Below are 17,464 nucleotides of genomic sequence, written 5' to 3'. Positions count from 1 at the left end.
TCGAAAATTTAGGTTTTTATCTTGACCGTTAAAAGGGGAGTCATGCTATTTACAAGGATAGTTATGGACAAAGGGTTGTTGTTCCTATTCATTCGGGAAAAGACCTAAAACAAGGGACTTTAATGGGTCTGATTCAGGATATTGGTATTGATAAGGAAACTTTCTCTGAGTTATTGGGAAAATAAATTAGGTGTAATTTTATTGTTTGATGTCGGTACTAAACCCAACCTACAAGATAGGCGATCGCACACTCATCAACCTTCATGCTAGGAGCGATCGCTTTTATTATTTGACTCTCGTTATCAGATAGGCCATCGCACTTGGAAGATGAGGCGATCGCAGCTTCATCAACATTCATATATGAGCGATCACTTTTATTATTTGACTCTCGCTATCAGATAGGCGAGCGCACTTGGAAGATGAAGCGCTCGCACGCTTATCAACTATCATACATGAGCGATCGCTTTTTCGGGGGCTGTCTGCGTGAGTAGTTGTGAAGATCTCAGGATTTTAACTCACATCATCGGCAGCTTTGGTCAGACCATGCTTTCTGTTGGCGATGTCTACGACGGGCGTAGCTGCGGCACGCTCATCAATCATCATAAATGAGCGATCACTTGACTTTTAAGACAGTCGTTACAAGATCGGCGTACGCTAAAATTAGATTTGAGATCCGATTGCTCCTAAGGCAGGCTTATAATCTTTTGATGGCACAAGATGGGGTCTTTCTGCGGATTGAGCTAGTGCATACCTTACTGCTTGATTTTAGGACCAGATTCCTTGCTTATATCCCACTTTTCCTCGTTGTATTCGTAGGGTTGTTCCCTTTTCATAGCCTTTTTTAGACATTCGATCACAGAATTAAGCGCTTCTAATCGCGGCGATACTGCGCCCTCATCTACCTGTGGCAGCGCTTTGTTTTTCTTCTTGCCCGGTGAGGAAGCTTTTGTTAACGCCAATTTTTTATACTCTTCCATTTTCTGGTACATTGTCTTCAGATTCTCAAAGTCGTTGGCAGGCAGTAGCTTGTCCGCGTTATCCTCGAATCTGTTTCCAGGATCGTCTTTGCGTCCGCCCGGCCCGATGACGAGGTTACCGGGAAACCATTGATACATCTTCTCAATTATTTCAGCAGCCTCGGAGTCCTTTGGACCAGCATGTTTCTCATTATCTTTAGAGACCAAGTTTTCGATCTCATTGTGTAGCTCCTGCTCAGTTCGTCCACCTGCATCTTTCCAGTCCTCCTCTGTGGCTTTTGCATGCTCACCGGGACGCTCCTTCTTCGCAGCTTGGAATTGTTCAAAGGTTACATTCTTAAAACCGTAGTTATTAAGGCTGTTGGTTGCGAGCTCCTTAAGCTCTCCTTTAAGTTGAGCGAGGTCGCCGCTGCTATGCACGGCGTTGTAGAAGTTCATCAGCGTGTCTTTGGGAACAATATGGTGTCGCGTCCTGTCGATCTCACCGAGCTGATTTATCTGCTCATAAAAGTCGGGAACACTGCCGATCTTCTCCATCTTGCCGTTATCTTTGAAACGCTGCACAGCCCCCCCATTCTGCTGCACCACATGAGTCAACTCATGGGCAATCAACTCCTGCCCCCCTCGACTCCCCGGCTCATACGCCCCCTGTCGAAAGAATACATCTTGCCCCGTCGTAAACGCCTTCGCCTGTATCGACCGATTCAACTGGTCTGCCTGAGTATCAGTGTGAACCTTCACCCTACTGAAATCAGCCCCAAATCCTTGCTCCATCGGTTCACGGATATTGTTTGCTAATGGCTGTCCCCCACCCCGTGCCTGATTGATGGATGCTTCCAAATCTTGTGTTGCTGCCATACCACCGTCTGACACACGACGCTGCACCATCGGCTTCATTTGGAATTCTTCCTCATCAGGCAATGACTCGCGTTGAAGTTTATCGCTCTGTGGCTGATGAATCCGTTGCACAACCTGACGCGCTGTTTCGTCAGCTTCCTGCTCATACTTATCTCCAGGCTCCCCAATTGTCAGCTTTGCCTGAATTGGTGTATCTGGTCTTCTTAGTGGAATATTGGCAATATTATGACTAAATCGCCTCGCGTGTTCCAGTTGAGAAGACGAGAAGCTAGCCATCTTGGCTTGCAGCACAGTCAGCCGTTCCTGCCCCTCTGGCGTAATCTTGCCATATTTGGCTTGTAATTCCAGTCCAAAAGCCTCCATCTTTTGTTCTGCAAAGGCAACATCTTCTTTTGTACTTTGTGTCACTGGTGCAGCTGATGCTTTTTGAATTTGGCTACCAAAGGGTCTATACGCCAATTGGGGGTTTTGTTCTGCTGCTTGGGAATTGCTATTAATGGATGAGGAAGTCTTTGACAATCTTTTATTGTGCATTGTTTTTACAAGTTATCTATTTGCAGTTAACCTGACATTAAGTTTTCGGTCTACTAACTTTGGGTAATATCTTTATCGAAAGAAATATATATATAGTACTGCATAGAATTATTTGTTTGGTATAAAATGTATTCATCTATCTTCAGGTAGAGATTCATATTCAAAGAATGTAACTTTTAATTAATTCTGCAAAAAGTAAAATCTCAAATTCGCCTCAGCATCCACCTAAGCGAGAATTTGCAGTTATTACTTTGCCCTGATGCCCTATCTGGGTACATTTTCTCTGTGATTCTAAAGCATCAATCTTTCGTAAAAGCGACATTCCCCACATTAGAGAAATCACCAACTTAATCGTCATGCCCAAGAGCAAAAGTGTGACTATTCTGGCAAATTTCTTTTCTTGAGCCAGCCTTTTTTCGTGTTCTGCAAGTCGTGCTTCAACTTCTTTAGCACGTTCGGCTTCTAACGCTTGCTGCATTTCTCGCCGATCTAATTCTTCACTAGCAGCTAAAAATCGATAATCTAAGTTGCTCAAGCTTTTACCATTTGCCCAAGTTTGGGCATCAATCAAGGCTTGTCCATGCAATAAGCGAGATTCGTCCTTTTCTTTTGAGGCTACCCATGCATTGAAGGTTTCGTAGTAGGGGCGCAAGTAAGCTAATTTTTTTCCAGCCCACTCTAAATTGAAAACTTCTTGATAAATTCGGTTTTTGATTTGGAGAAAACCTTGCTTTTTGATCACCAAACCAGACAGCAATAGTTCTACCTGTTCTCGACTGTCGTCGGCTGGTACTTCCACTCCTTGGAGAATTTGCTGATAAATTCCCAGCAATCTAGCGGCAATTTGTTCGTTTCTGAGGATGCGATCGCGAATTGTCCGCAAATGCTCTGGTTCATCAAGTGATTCCCATTTCTCGATAATGTGCGATCGCACCACATTTTCTATCCAAAATTCTTCTGTGCCAGGGGGAAATTTTAGCTTTCTACCCACATCATCTTGAGATAAACTGACAAGTAGCCGACACAGCTTTTGAGTAAGAAATGGTTGCCCTTCTGTCCAAGCTAATACTTCTTTCAAAACTTTCTGAGGATGATTGTCTTTAATATCCAGTCCCAATGATAGTGGTTGAGCTTCTTCAAATGTAAAACCATTTACTTGTATAGCTTTTCCAAAATTAAACGGTGTAGAATGATTTCGATATAGAATTAATTCTGAAGGTGTCGCAACACCGAAAATTGCAAATGTAATCCGATGATACTCTGGATCAACTGCTCGTTGGTTGTAGCAAAATCGAATTAAGTTAAAAAAGTCATCAACAGAGAAATCAAGGTTGAGAATACTATCAATTTCATCAATAAAAATAAATAATCTTTCGTTAGGAAATTGAGCTAACAGATTTTCCAAAATAAACAGACTGAGTTTCTGAACTGAAGAAATGTCATTTTGTTGTTCACACCAACTTTTTAAATTGACTTTTCCTAACAGTTTAAAACCTAACCATAAGTCCCCGATAATTCCCTTATACCATTGCTCTGGAGTAATATTTTCGCAACCAATATTAGTCATATCAACGGTTGCACATCTAAAGCCTTCTTGTTGCAAGCGATGCTTTGTTTTGACCATCAGTGAGGATTTGCCCATTTGCCTACAACTAAGGATGTAGCAAAATTCACCCTGTTTCAAGGCTTCGTAAAGTTCTACATCTGCCCTACGCTCAACATAGCTAGGAGCGTCACTGGTTAGAGTGCCGCCAACTTGGTATCGGTAATTGTTCATTTGATTTAAAATTTAAAATTCGTTCACATTCTTAATAAATGAATTAATATCGGGACAATTGATAAAATTCATATTAAGAATGAGAATTAGTTATTTTGATTATTTGTCTTTCAATAGTCTACCAGAACCATTAGTACCCTGAGTGTCCAAGTTGTTGGCTAAAATAAAGGCGATATAACTCACACATCGTGTGAGCTTGATTGCCGTTTAGTTGAACCAAACCCATGCTTTCTAGCTTATAAGCAGCGATCGCGTCTAGCTCTACTTTTTCATCTGTTGCAATTACCTGTTGCATAGCTGACATTAATTCTGGTTCTTTTTGGAGTAGGTTCAACAATTCTCGTAAATGCTGACTGTAAATTCCCACTGGTGTAGATGCGGTTTCTAGTAACTCCTCTAATGTTATTTCCTCCTGACATAGATGATAAAGCGCAAGGCTCACTAAATAGGGATGTCCTCCTACCATTACTTGTAGGGGTACAAGGCGTTTTGTCCCTTCGGAATCTGCTGCCCAATGTAGTCCGTAACATAATGCTAAATTCTGTATTTGATTGAGAGTAAACGGTGGCAGGGTAATTGTTATTCCTACATTGAAAGGCGATTGGTTGAGGTTGAGCGGAATATAAATTTCTGTTGTGTGAACCACCACCATCCGCAGTTTTTGCCAGATTTGATCCTGCTTTCCTTGTTCATGCCAAAATCGCAGCATTGGCAGAAAGTCTTGGGCAATATTCGGATGTTCAAAAACTCGATGGACTTCATTCAAAGCCAAAACTACAGGATTTTGATCAATGTATTGCAGCAGATATGCTTCAAAATAGATTTTGCAGCTTACCTTGCTGCCCATTTCCGTATCCCAAAAATCATCTAGACTTGGAAAAAGATTTAACTGCCTGCTGACATTGACACAAAACCAACGCAAAAATTTATCAATACAAGCAAAAACGTCTTGGTCAGCTTCTTGAAAGTCCAAATAGACAATTTGATAACCTTGCTCTCTAGCATAAGCAATCATCCGGTTGAGCAGTGAACTTTTTCCCATTTTTCTAGGTGCTTTAATCCGGATTAAGCAACCAGGGTGTAAAATCTCGCTACAAACAAGTTCTTCTAGAGGTGGGCGATTGATGTAAAAAGGAGAACCCAGTGGTACAGGGCCGCTAGGAAATTCTATCTTGCTTGCTGAAAAAAAGTCTGGAGATATTTCTAAGCTAGATACTTCGCCGAACTGATGTTGACTTTGATTCTCCCGATCGCCTATTTTGTCTTGCAAGTATTTATTCAAGGCTAAATGCAGATTTTTTTTCGTTACTCTTTTTCCAAGTGCAACGGAAAGGTCTTGCCACAACTCAGAGCCAACTTCCTTGATGTAATTGTTGCGGTAGCCTGATGCCTCTGCCATTTCACTGTAACTTTTGCCCAACCACGATTGAGAGAGCACAAACCACTGAATGGAAGCAAGAGGCTTGTCTTGCAAAATTCTTTCTACTGCTTGCTGAATATCTTCCACGGATATTAAAGGTTAAACAATTAGTAGATGCATTTATCCACTTTGGTCTAGTAATAATATATTACCGAATAAATACTTAAAAAAAGAAAAAAAGTATGTATGGGTAGAAAAATTGTCCTCTTTATTAATCTTCAAAGAAAGAAAATTATTATTGTCACACTTCAGAGTAGCAAAAGTGGATTTTAGTGGGAATTAGCTGCTACAAATGGTCTTTTTCTCAAGGGTCACAGATGAAAGTAACTTATGGAACCACTATTTTTATGTCAAAGCGACACTACGCCGCTTCTGCCTTCGTAATAAATGGATAAATGGGGATTCAAAGATATTACTTCTTCAGTGCCAGAGTCAAGCCATCTGCGATCGCTACTAAACTAAGACTAACTCGCTGGTCTTGATGCAGCTTTTGATTAAAGGCACGAATTCTTTTAGTTCTATTATCTTGCACTTGGGGATCGGCAACCCTACCTGACCAAAGGACATTATCGATCGCAATCAGTCCTCCCCGTCGCACTAATTGCAGCGATCGCTCATAATAGCCATCATAGTTGCTCTTATCTGCATCGATAAAGGCAAAATCAAAAGTTTCCGCTTCTCCTGTTGCCAATAGCCGATCCAAAGTCTCCAAAGCTGGGGCGATGTGCAGTTGAATTTTATCCGCCACTCCTGCTTGCTGCCAGTAACGCCGTGCGATCGTTGTAAATTCCTCACTCACATCACAGGCTACCACCTGACCGTCGCTCGGTAACGCCAATGCCACCACTAAGGCACTATAGCCTGTAAATACCCCAATTTCCAAAGTTTTCTTCGCTGCCAACAACTGCACCAGTAACGCCAAAAATTGCCCCTGTTCGGGAGCAATCTGCATCCTGCCGATTGGATACTGGGCTGTTTCCTGTCTCAGTTGAGTTAAAATCTCTGGTTCTCGTAGAGAGATTGATAGTAAGTAGTCATAGAGGTTTTGTTCGAGTCCTAGTGTTTGAGTTGTCATAACGTGCCTTCCTGCAATCCATAACGTTCACGCAGCGCTTGCAGTTTCAACTTCAACAGCGAGTGGGAATCTGCACCTGTGCGTAAGTCCTGATCTAGTTAGCGATCGCCAACTAAACACTACACTTAGTACAGTATTTCATTAATTTGTAGCGAATTAATAAAATACCCAGCAATGCCAATGCGTCGCTTTACATTGTTAATGCGTTGGCTTGTAATGCTAATGTGTCAGTTTACATTGTTAATGCGTCGGCTTGCAATGCCAATGTGTCGGTTTACAATGCCAATGTGTCGGTTTGCATTGTTAATGTATCGGCTGCATTGTTAATGTGTCGGCTGCATTGTTAATGTGTCGGCTTGCAATGCCAATGTGTCGGCTTGCATTAACAATGTTACGCTTTTACGCAAAGCTGTATTTAGTCCTGAATGTATAGTCTTTTTCTTTACCGTTGCTCATCAATATGCAGAAAACCCCAAAATGCAATTTTCAAAACCGAAAAACTTTTGAGGATTGAATGTCTTTTAACTCAAGGATGAAAGCCAATAACAGTAAATATAAAGACCTTGATATAGATAAAGTTAACTTCCTATTACCAGTAAAATACTCAATCCACTGCCTAAAATTGACACTTAAAAGAAATTCAACCTATCGTCTGGAATAACACTCGGCTGTTGTGTAAGAACTTCATAACTGAACTTTGATCAGAGGTTATTGTAATGCCTATCGATTTATTGAGCCGCAAAAAAACTCATTTTGTCTTGTGGCGTCCCGGTGCTTCAGAACTAGCTCCCACTCTTTACATTGGCAACACTGCTCCCGAAAGTCCAGACAGGTTAGCTCAATTCAGAGAAGTTCCGCTTCGTCAATCAACAGAATTTCCAGAATTGTGGGAAGTTTCGGCTAAAGAATTTAGTCTGACTGAAGGACAGGTCTACTTTTATTGGTTTAAAGTCCGTAACTCAGACCCCTACGACTCTGCCAATGCTAACCAAATTCTTTACTGCACAGATCCAACAGCAACGACTGTGGATCGACGCTTACGCGCACCAACGCCGTCAGAATTGGGAGGTGTTGCTAGCTTCGATCCAGCAAGCGTCGTACTTTATCAAAATGAGACGCTAATTCCCTGTGATCCTGAAGGGCAAACTGTAAATTGGGAAGGCGATGCTGCTTTAGAGACGCTGCCAACCAATAATCAACTGGTGATTTACGAATTACCAACTCGCTGGACAAAGATTAACTCAAATGGATTGATTGAAGAAGGAAACGGCACATTTCGTGACGTACTGGCACTGTTGATTCCAGAAGCGATCGCTCCTACTTTTCCCATACTCAGCGCCTTGAATAACCGCGCTCATCTTGTGGAACTGGGAATCAATGCTTTAGAACTTCTGCCACCAGAAGACAGTGATGATAATCTCAATTGGGGCTATGGTACAGCAAATTATTTTGCAGCAGATTTTGATTTAGGAAGTCCAGATAGCGAGTCAGCACCTACTGCTTCGACTGATTTAGCTAATCTAATCAAAGTTTGTCATCAGCAAGGGTTGCGCTTTTTTGTGGATGTGGTGATGGCATTCTCGCGGAATAACCCTTACCATAACGTTAATTTTTTGGAATTTTATATCAAATGGGCTAGTGGTGATCCAGAACAAGGGTCAAGAGATGGCTTTGGTGGGGATTTATTTAAGTACGACTATTGGGTAGAGGGCTATAACCCAATTACTGGGCAAAAGTCCTGGCTTGTCCCAGCCCGTGAATACTTAAAAGCTCATATTGCCCACTGGTTAGAATACTATCGGGTTGATGGTCTGCGGTTGGATAGCGTCAACAATATTGCCAGCTATGATTTTTTGCAGGAATTCAAAGATTTTGCCCGCACCCTTTGGGACAAAAGAGGTGGAACCGGCGATCGCTTCCTCGTAGTTGGCGAAGAGTTGAGTGTACCCTTATCTCTCATCCAACAAAATCGTCTGGATGGACTTTGGAATGAAAAGTTCAAGCAAATCATCCGACAGGTGATTTTAGGTAAGAACGCCTGGGATGAACCTAGCTTTGAGTGGAGTATCCGCAAACTAATTGATTGCCGAAACTTAGGCTTTACAGATGGTTCTCAAGCGGTAAACTATATAACTTCCCATGATGTTGGCGGTTATGGTAACGAGCGTTTCTTCAGCTACCTGGTTAGTAATGGAATTGATCATACTGAACCGCGCATTAAATTAGCATTTGTCTCCCTCCTTACTGCTGTAGGAATTCCCATGATCCTTGCCGGAGACGAATTTGCCGATCAGCAGGATTTGTCTCCAACAGATGATCATAAGCAGATTGACCCTGTTAACTACAGCCGTGTGAAAGATGATTGGCGGCAACGCATTTTCCAATACGTTGCCAGGTTGATTCGCTTGCGTAAGACTTCCGGTGCTTTAGCTGTAAATGATACTCAATTTCTGCATGTTGACTTTAATGATGGTAAACGAGTTCTAGTCTGGCAGCGTGGTAATAAAGCCGATCAATTAGTAGTTGTAGTGGCGAATTTCTCTGACTACGGCACTCCTGTTGGTTCTGAGTACAGAGTCCCGAATTGGCCTGCAACCCCAGTTGGCAAGCAGTGGCAGGAAATTACTCAAGAGCGGATAGTTCCATCAGAATGGGTAGGCAGAGAAAGTATCTTCCCTTGGGAAGCAAAAGTGTACACTCTAGTTTCGCTTAGTACAGCATTTCATTAATTCTAGCACTTACGCACACTGTACGAATTCTCGGCGCTCTTGGCGTCTTGGCGGTTCGATAAATTAAGCTTTTTGGCAATTTTTGCGTAAGTCCTAAATTCGTACCGAATTAAATTTGGCAATACCCTGCAATGCCAATAGACTCGTCCAACAATGCCAATGCATCAGCTAACAATGCCAATGCATCAGCTAACAATGCCAATGCATCGGCTAACAATGCCAATGCATCAGCTAACAATGCCAATGCATCAGCTAACAATGCCAATGCATCGGCTAACAATGCCAACGCATCGGCTAACAATGCCAACGCATCAGCTGACAATGCCAATGCATCTCCTTGCATTAAAAACGTTACGATTTTACGCAAAGCTGTACTTAGTCAAAGATAATGTTAAGTCAATCTGAAACTTTGCGGCTACATCCATCATTATGGGTACAGACGACTCAATCAGCCATGTAGTTTGTAATTATTATGCAAGAAACCAGCGTACAGACATTCTATATGTAGAGATATTGCATACCAAAGCCTTTAGTTGAGTTACTTGCCTAAACCCTTCTAGAATAAAAACTATTGTAAGGAAATTTTATTACTAAACTTGTTTTTATTCTGGGAGGTATGATGAGCCGTCCAATAATTCTTGGTATTGTCGGCGACAGCGCTGCTGGGAAAACAACACTAACGCGAGGAATCGCTCAGGTACTCGGCCCAGAAAATGTCACAATCATTTGCACAGACGATTATCACCGTTACGATCGCCAACAACGTGCAGAGATTGGCATCACCGCTCTCCACCCCGACTGCAACCACTTAGATATTATGCAGCAACACTTGTCGTTGCTACGCACAGGACAGCCAATTCTTAAACCAGTTTACAGCCATAAAACCGGCACATTCGAGCCACCGCAGTATATCAAGCCCAATAAATTCGTGATTATTGAGGGATTACTCGGTTATTCTACCCGTGCTGCTCGTGATTCTTACGACGTGAAAGTTTACCTTGCACCACCTGAAGAACTACGCGCTAAGTGGAAAGTCAAGCGGGATACGCAAAAGCGCGGCTACACAGATGAACAGGTATTAGCAGAATTAGAAAAGCGCGAACCAGATTCAGCACAATTCATCCGTCCACAACGACAATGGTCTGATATAGTTATTAGTTTTTACCCACCCATTGAGGAAGCTGATGAAACCAATGGACATTTAAATGTGCGTTTGGTACTACGTCCGACAATTCCTCACCCAGATTTTACCCCGATTATCAACTCTAGCTACGGTAATTCTGACTCAGCAATCCGCCTGGGGCTAGATAGGGATATGAGTAAGCCTGTGGATGTCTTAGAAGTTGATGGCCATGCAACCTTAGAACAGGTAAATAAGCTAGAGCATATTATTTGTTCTGATATGCCCCATTTACGAAGTATTTGCGATCGCGAAAGTAATCCAGAACTGGGTAGAATTGCTGGTACAACTGGGGAGACATTGCAAAGTTACCCCCTCGCTCTTACTCAGTTGATCATTACCTACCACATGCTCAAAGCAACGCAAATTCATCAGTAATCAGCGAAGATGAAGGGGTTTAACGAGTTTGCCCCTAAATCGTTACAAATGTGACTAGTCAAATTTACTTTATCCAACTCAACGCTCAACTGTTCACTGACTATATCTAGAACTTTAACAAAAAGAGCGGACATACTCTTGTCTCTTCTCTGCCAGACGCTACGCGTTGGCGGAAGCCTCTCCAAGAGTTGGCGGTTCATTAAAAAATTGACTTTTATTCCTCCGAAAACATGATGTGCAGAAATAGATAAAATTTCCCAAGATTAAAGATTTTCTCTAGTTAAGGATAATTCCGATCGCAAACAAGGGATAACTAAGAATAGTTTGATGTGTGGTGACGATTACCTTAGTTTATGACCTATTGCCTTAGAATTGCCGACCTACCTACAAATGAGCGTCCGCGTGAGCGATTAATGACGCATGGTGCTAAAATTTTAGCCACAGCAGAGTTAATTGCAATTCTTCTAGGCACTGGTCAAGGCCCGGGAAAATTATCTGCTGTGGGTTTGGGACAATATATCTTGAGCGAATTAGGCAAACACCAACGTGATCCTTTGGTAGTTCTGCGAGAAGTTACCCCCGCTGAGTTGATGCAAATTTCTGGTGTTGGGCCAGCCAAGGCGACAAGTATCTTAGCAGCAATTGAATTGGGCAAACGCGCCTTTCAATCTCGACCTTTAGATGGCACATTAATTGATAGCCCACTTGCTGCTGCTGCCACCCTCAGTCAAGATTTGATGTGGCAAATACAAGAACGTTTTGCAGTGGTGCTGTTAGATGTCAAGAATCGTTTGCTGGGTACGCAAGTAATTACCATTGGTACTGCAACCGAAACCCTAGCCTCTCCCCGTGATATTTTTCGAGAAGTTATTCGTCAAGGTGCAACGCGGGTAATAGTTGCCCACAACCATCCTTCTGGGAATCTTGAACCAAGCCACGAAGATATAGAGTTAACGCGTCAGTTGTTAGCAGGGGCGCAGCTTTTAGGCATTCCAGTATTAGATCATCTGATTTTGGGCAATGGCAATCATCAAAGTTTACGCGAACTGACAACCTTGTGGAATGAGCATCCGCAGGGGGATTAAAGCAATTCGCATCAAATCCAAAAGGTTTTTTCTTTCTTTGTATGAAACCACCCTGCTCTCCCAAGTAGGGAGAGGAATTTAGGGAGAGGGCAAAAACTACAGTTCTCAACATAGATGAGGTTTACAGCATTTTGCATTTAAATGAAGTACATCCTTACCCCCCTTAATCCCCCCGATGTATTGGGGGGAAATTCCTAATCTAGTTCCCTCCCCAATCTATCGGGGAGGGTTAGGGAGGGGTATTTTTGTACTTCATTAACTTGCAATCTGCTGTAATTAAATTATGATTAAAACAAAGGCTTTCACAGCGCAAACAAGCAACCTACACATAGCATCTTGTAGATAAGTGGACATCGCCCACTTAATTTTTATTTGGCAAGTAGATTTGCTTATATACACCAAATTATTTATAAGCTAATCTGATGAATCATGGTGGATTTGCGGCCTTTCCCAGTCCATGAACTTGGAGACGGCAGATCCTTGCTAAAGTAATGGTTATGAATATTCAGAACCACAACCCATCTTCTATAAGAATATATGAAGAACTATGAAATTATCTAGGGCGAACGATGGGAATTGAACCCACGAATGGTGGTACCACAAACCACTGCCTTAACCACTTGGCTACGCTCGCCATTCAACAATTTGAATTATAGCAATAATTTGGCAAGCAATCAAGAGTTTTTGTTCCAGGAACGGACTCAATTGATTTAGAGTCTCTGAAATCTAACGATTACAAGGAATTTTACTTAGCAAACATGAAACCTTTAACTATCATTGCATATACTGGAGCAGCAGCAGGACTCGCCGCCTTGGGTGTGACAATGGCGAAGACTAATCCCAGTCAGGTTGAATATGAAGAATATGCAGTGCAACGGTTAACAGAATACTTAAAAACTGATGTATGCAAAAAAACCACGAATATTATCGAAAATTTAATCCGTTTTAATTGTGATAAGTTGGTTGACTCGGCTAACCCGCAAATCCAAGAAATTGTTGCCAGGACTACAGAAAGACAAGATTACATGATTTTTAGCATTTACCATACAGATTTAAAAATAAATTCTTGGATGCCTTCTTACAAATTTGAAACGGTGGGAGCCTTTGATAAATTTTATACTTACACTGCCAAAGAAGAATAATATAAGTAGGAGTAAAAGAATATAAAAGTGATTAATAATACTTGTATTTAGTAATTGAGAATAGTTTCAATAATTACCAGAGTCCTTATAACCACCAGCTTAATATTAAGTAAGATATGAGAATTAGTAACTGAGAGTTTAAGCTTTGCCGATGTCATCTGCCTATCTGCTAGTATCTCACGGAAGTCGCGATCCGCGCCCAGAAATTGCTATGCAGCAACTAGCAAAGCTGGTATGCAACAAATTACCAAAAAACCACAACCCATCAAATAGTGAACATCTGGTTGGTATAGCTGCTTTGGAAATGAGTTCTCAGCCTTTATCCGAGCAGATTCAACAATTTGCCAAGAGCGCTTTTTGCGATGGCTGCGGCGAACTACGCCTACGCAAACTATCTGAAAACGAGAATAGCCTGAAAATTGTACCGCTATTTCTGCTGCCGGGAGTGCATGTTATGACAGATATTCCAGCCGAAGTAGCACTAGCACAACAGGCTCTTGGTCAAGATATGATCATTGAGTTGCAACCATATTTAGGCTCTCACCCAGATTTAGAAAAATTACTGGCAAAGCAAATCGCTACTATCAAAGCACAAGCATGGATTTTGTTAACTCATGGTAGCCGTCGCCCCGATTCTGAAAAACCAGTTCAAGCAATAGCAGAAAGTTTGGGAGCAGTGGTTGCTTATTGGTCTGTACCTCCTAGTTTAAAATCACGAGTCAAAGAGTTGGTAGCTGCTGGTTATCGGGAAATTGCAATTTTGCCATACTTTTTATTCGCTGGTGGTATAACCGATGCGATCGCCGCCTCAATAGAGGAGTTAAAATTACAATTTTCTGCGGTGAATTTCCAATTGGCAGAGCCACTAGGAGCAAGTGCAGAATTAGCCGAGCTAATTTGGGATTTAACAGATAAATGAACCGCACAATGACAGAGAAAAGCAAGTATTTGGGAAAGGTTTATTTGGTAGGTGCGGGGCCAGGAGATCCAGGACTAATTACCTTGAAGGCGAAAGGTTTATTGGAATGTGCAGATGTAGTTATCTATGATGCCTTAGTGAGTCCGGCAATTCTAGCAATGATTAATCCCCAAGCAGAGCAAATTAATGCTGGTAAGCGTGCGGGGCGACATTCGTTGTTGCAGTCAGAAACAACCCAATTGCTGATTGATAAAGCGCAGGATAATGCAATTGTGGTGCGGCTAAAGGGTGGCGATCCGTTTATTTTTGGTCGCGGTGGCGAAGAGATGGAAGAATTAGTCAAAGCGGGAATATCAACGGAAGTTGTGCCTGGTATCACATCGGGGATTGCAGCCGCAGCCTATGCAGGTATCCCTTTGACTCATCGGCTATATAGTTCATCCGTAACATTTGTGACTGGTCACGAGGCGGCAGGTAAGTATAGACCGATAGTGAATTGGAGTGCGATCGCCCACGGTTCCGAAACGATTGTAATTTATATGGGAATTCACAATCTGCCTTATATTGTGGAACAATTAAGTGCAGCTGGGTTGAATTTAGAAACACCCATTGCTTTGGTGCGCTGGGGTACACGCCCAGAACAAGAAGAATTGATTGGCACCTTAGAGACAATTGTCAAACAGGTGGAACAAACTGGATTTGGTGCGCCTGCGATCGCAGTCATTGGACAAGTAGTAAATATGCACAGTATTTTGTCTGGTTGTCGTCCAGTTTGATGGTTTGCACAAAAAAAGAAAAATCAGAAGTGTAGAGAAAGCCCTTTAGATGGTGGGGGTTTTCTCTCCCATGTTTTTAACTTTCTCGAATCCAAAATGCCAATCCTCCTGCACGACCGCGAGCTGCAATGAAATCTTCCGTCTGTAAAAAGAAGCCGAAGAAGGGTAGTTTAGCTATGGGCAGGTTGTAGAAATCTTCTGTTTTAATTTTACCAAAACGGATTGGTCTGTTGTAAACGACACGACCAAACAGACTGATAAACATGTGGTTAAAGTCAAATGCCAATAAATTTTTCTTACTTAAATATTGCACTGGTCCGGTGAGTTTCAACAAAAGTGGGCCATATTCAACCTGATTAACAATTTCGCCTCTGCCTAAATCCTGTTCTAAAGTAGTATTAAAGGAAACATGGATTGTTATAAACTTGGGTACATACAAACCCTTGCCTAATACAATTCCCCCGCGCTCTCTAACTTTCTTAGTGCCAGTGACAAAGCAAAGTTGCCATTTACCTAAAAGAGACTCAAACGGATAAGTTAACCGTTGCTGCTTGACAGATTTTTCTGCTTGTAGCAAGGCATTTACTAATATTTCCGGATTAAGACGTGTGGCTTTGGGTACTCGATACGCAGCCGCAGCCTGGGATAGCACGGTCACAAAGTCAAATATCGCTGTAGATGTCAAATCAGCGGTCATGAAGGCACTCTGGATTTAACTATTTCTTTGCTTTTCTGATAGATTGTAGCGTTATAGGGAGCAGGGAAAAGGTCTTTTGATGGTTGGTTGTGAGATTTTTTCGGGATTGAGTGTCTTCATGAGCTAGATTGATTCTCTTGTAGGGTGGGCTGCACCAACGGCGGTAGCCATCCCTCCCCGATGAAAATGCAGTGTGTCTAGACCTTTGGCTCTTGTTAATGACCAAATTCTGTGACAATGGTTAACAATAAGCCGGAATACTGAATCTAAGCTACTCATGAGCCAGAGTTATCAAAACAGCCCTTTGCCAGATAAGCCCGTTCAATCATATTTCCATTGGTTATACGCTTTCTGGAAATTCTCTCGCCCTCACACGATTATTGGTACAAGTCTGAGTGTGTTGGGTTTGTATTTAATAGCCATTGCTGTTTCCTCGACTGGATTTTCTGGTATTCCACTGAGTCGGGTTTTGGGTGCGTGGATTGCTTGTCTGTGTGGCAATGTTTACATTGTGGGGTTGAATCAATTAGAAGATGTTGATATTGACAAGATTAATAAGCCTCATTTACCGTTGGCATCAGGTGAGTTTTCTCAACAGACGGGCCAATTAATTGTGGCTTTGACTGGGATTTTGGCGCTAGTTGTGGCGTGGCTAACTGGGCCATTCTTATTGGGCATGGTAGCAATTAGTTTGGCCATTGGTACTGCTTATTCTTTACCGCCAATTCGCTTGAAACAGTTTCCATTTTGGGCAGCACTGTGTATTTTTTCGGTGCGCGGCACGATTGTTAATTTAGGATTGTATTTGCACTATAGCTGGGCGCTGAAACAAAGCCAAGGAATTCCGCCTGTGGTGTGGGTGCTGACGTTATTTATCTTGGTGTTTACCTTTGCGATCGCTATCTTTAAAGATATCCCAGATATGGAAGGCGATCGCCTCTATAATATCTCTACTTTCACTATCAAACTCGGTTCTCAAGCTGTATTTAATCTGGCTCTTTGGGTGATAACTGTCTGCTATTTGGGGATAATTATAGTTGGTGTGCTACATGTTGCCTCAGTTAACCCCATATTTCTGATAATTGCTCATTTAGCGCTGCTAGTTTGGATGTGGTTGCAGAGTTTTGCAGTAGACTTACAAGATAAAAGTGCGATCGCTCAATTCTATCAATTTATTTGGAAACTATTTTTTATCGAATATCTGATTTTTCCTCTCGCCTGCCTTTTGGCTTAAACAATGTTAGAAACCTTTCCCACTAGTTCTATTATCCCTGCTCTTGTAGTTGTTATCAGTCTATCAATTCTTGGCTATTTCGCTTGGAAAACTTTGATTATCTCAGACTTGTTTCAAAAAGGAATCAATCTTACTCAAGCAAAAGATTACCAAGGTGCAGAAGCAGCATTTCGCAAAGTGATTTCCCTTAACTCTACCAATGATGTGGTGCGCTTGTTTTTGGGAGATGTTTTAAACCAGCAAAGTCAAGTAGAGGAAGCAACAGAATTATTCCGGGAAGTGATTCGCCGCAGTCCGAAAAACCCTGATGCTTACTTGCGTCTGGCGAATATTCTCATGCAACAAGAGCGAGAAGAGGAAGCCAAAACTAACTTGCTACAAGCTAAAAATTTATTGCAAAAACAACGTCAACCTGAAAAAGCTAAAAAAATCACTCAACTGTTAGATAAAATGAGTACTAAATCAAGTCAATCAATCTGAAGTTAAGTGAAAACAAACTATTGATCCAACTTCAGATTGACTACTTTTACGCCCTTATACGTCAACTCCCCAAGTTATTGCCAACCCTGCGGCAATCCTCTTCTCTACGATAGGCTGCGCCAACGCGTCTACATTTTATCATGATTTTGCATAAATCCTGAAATTTTTAAATTATATAATATTAATAGAAATAGAAATAATAA

General features: G+C 41.9%; 15 protein-coding genes, 1 tRNA gene and 1 pseudogene. 9 read left to right on the top strand and 8 right to left on the bottom strand.

The genetic code is table 11. The features are described from left to right. Positions 1 to 44: 44 nt before the first annotated feature. Positions 45 to 185: pseudogene (locus V7K35_RS20005) on the top strand (type II toxin-antitoxin system HicA family toxin); the annotation flags it as partial. A 32-nt stretch (positions 186 to 217) separates the two neighbouring features. On the opposite strand, the gene V7K35_RS20000 reads toward V7K35_RS20005, so the two are convergent. From V7K35_RS20000 to V7K35_RS19980, 5 genes are all read right to left on the bottom strand, one after another. Next, positions 218 to 358: a hypothetical protein gene (locus tag V7K35_RS20000; RefSeq protein ID WP_335080917.1), complete on the bottom strand. Its 141-nt coding sequence runs from the start codon at positions 356 to 358 to the stop codon at positions 218 to 220. Positions 359 to 752: 394 nt separating this feature from the next. Next, positions 753 to 2,369, bottom strand: a complete 1,617-nt coding sequence (locus V7K35_RS19995) for an eCIS core domain-containing protein (RefSeq protein ID WP_335080916.1) — start codon at positions 2,367 to 2,369, stop codon at positions 753 to 755. A gap of 214 nt (positions 2,370 to 2,583) precedes the next feature. Further along, complete coding sequence (locus tag V7K35_RS19990) at positions 2,584 to 4,146, bottom strand: AAA-like domain-containing protein (protein WP_335080915.1); 1,563 nt, start codon at positions 4,144 to 4,146, stop codon at positions 2,584 to 2,586. Between the two features lie 130 nt (positions 4,147 to 4,276). Further along, positions 4,277 to 5,659 (bottom strand): AAA-like domain-containing protein, encoded by a 1,383-nt coding sequence (locus V7K35_RS19985; RefSeq protein WP_442939749.1) that lies wholly within the window; start codon positions 5,657 to 5,659, stop codon positions 4,277 to 4,279. Between the two features lie 319 nt (positions 5,660 to 5,978). Then, positions 5,979 to 6,641 carry a class I SAM-dependent methyltransferase gene (locus tag V7K35_RS19980; RefSeq protein ID WP_335080913.1) on the bottom strand — a complete coding sequence of 221 codons (663 nt, stop codon included), beginning with the start codon at positions 6,639 to 6,641 and terminating at the stop codon, positions 5,979 to 5,981. A gap of 716 nt (positions 6,642 to 7,357) precedes the next feature. Between V7K35_RS19980 and V7K35_RS19975 the strand changes: the two genes are divergently transcribed. Continuing rightward, positions 7,358 to 9,370, top strand: a complete 2,013-nt coding sequence (locus tag V7K35_RS19975) for an alpha-amylase family glycosyl hydrolase (RefSeq protein ID WP_335080912.1) — start codon at positions 7,358 to 7,360, stop codon at positions 9,368 to 9,370. 109 nt (positions 9,371 to 9,479) lie between these two features. Here the strand turns inward: V7K35_RS19975 and V7K35_RS19970 are convergent, their stop codons facing one another. Next, positions 9,480 to 9,713 (bottom strand): hypothetical protein, encoded by a 234-nt coding sequence (locus V7K35_RS19970; RefSeq protein ID WP_335080911.1) that lies wholly within the window; start codon positions 9,711 to 9,713, stop codon positions 9,480 to 9,482. A gap of 276 nt (positions 9,714 to 9,989) precedes the next feature. On the opposite strand from V7K35_RS19970, the gene V7K35_RS19965 reads away from it, so the two are divergent. Further along, complete coding sequence (locus V7K35_RS19965) at positions 9,990 to 10,928, top strand: phosphoribulokinase (RefSeq protein WP_335081198.1); 939 nt, start codon at positions 9,990 to 9,992, stop codon at positions 10,926 to 10,928. Positions 10,929 to 11,281: 353 nt separating this feature from the next. Then, on the top strand, positions 11,282 to 12,013 hold the full coding sequence (radC, locus tag V7K35_RS19960; protein WP_334797051.1) for a RadC family protein: 732 nt from the start codon (positions 11,282 to 11,284) through the stop codon (positions 12,011 to 12,013). A 561-nt stretch (positions 12,014 to 12,574) separates the two neighbouring features. Here radC and V7K35_RS19955 read toward each other — a convergent pair. After that, positions 12,575 to 12,647: transfer RNA gene (locus V7K35_RS19955), tRNA-His, on the bottom strand. A 124-nt stretch (positions 12,648 to 12,771) separates the two neighbouring features. Here V7K35_RS19955 and V7K35_RS19950 point away from each other — a divergent pair. The 3 genes from V7K35_RS19950 (at position 12,772) to cobA (ending at position 14,850) form a co-directional block, all read left to right on the top strand. Continuing rightward, positions 12,772 to 13,155: a DUF4359 domain-containing protein gene (locus V7K35_RS19950; protein WP_335080910.1), complete on the top strand. Its 384-nt coding sequence runs from the start codon at positions 12,772 to 12,774 to the stop codon at positions 13,153 to 13,155. Between the two features lie 151 nt (positions 13,156 to 13,306). Beyond that, a complete protein-coding gene (locus V7K35_RS19945; protein WP_335080909.1) occupies positions 13,307 to 14,074 on the top strand; it encodes a sirohydrochlorin chelatase in 768 nt (255 codons plus the stop codon). After that, positions 14,071 to 14,850, top strand: a complete 780-nt coding sequence (cobA, locus tag V7K35_RS19940) for a uroporphyrinogen-III C-methyltransferase (protein WP_335080908.1) — start codon at positions 14,071 to 14,073, stop codon at positions 14,848 to 14,850. Before V7K35_RS19945 ends, cobA begins: the two co-directional genes overlap by 4 nt. A 76-nt stretch (positions 14,851 to 14,926) precedes the next feature. Here cobA and V7K35_RS19935 read toward each other — a convergent pair whose 3' ends face one another. After that, positions 14,927 to 15,547 carry a hypothetical protein gene (locus V7K35_RS19935; RefSeq protein WP_335080907.1) on the bottom strand — a complete coding sequence of 207 codons (621 nt, stop codon included), beginning with the start codon at positions 15,545 to 15,547 and terminating at the stop codon, positions 14,927 to 14,929. Positions 15,548 to 15,824: 277 nt separating this feature from the next. On the opposite strand from V7K35_RS19935, the gene V7K35_RS19930 reads away from it, so the two are divergent. After that, complete coding sequence (locus tag V7K35_RS19930) at positions 15,825 to 16,781, top strand: homogentisate phytyltransferase (RefSeq protein ID WP_335080906.1); 957 nt, start codon at positions 15,825 to 15,827, stop codon at positions 16,779 to 16,781. Positions 16,782 to 16,784: 3 nt separating this feature from the next. Further along, entirely contained in the window at positions 16,785 to 17,261 is a 477-nt protein-coding gene (locus tag V7K35_RS19925) for a tetratricopeptide repeat protein (RefSeq protein WP_335080905.1), read from the top strand. Positions 17,262 to 17,464: the final 203 nt, after the last annotated feature.

Origin of the sequence: Nostoc sp. (genome assembly GCF_036917275.1) — a bacterium.
In the GTDB taxonomy this organism is placed as follows: Bacteria; Cyanobacteriota; Cyanobacteriia; order Cyanobacteriales; family Nostocaceae; genus Nostoc.
Note: the sequence above shows the minus strand (reverse complement) of the source record. Positions and strands in the feature narration are given on the sequence as shown.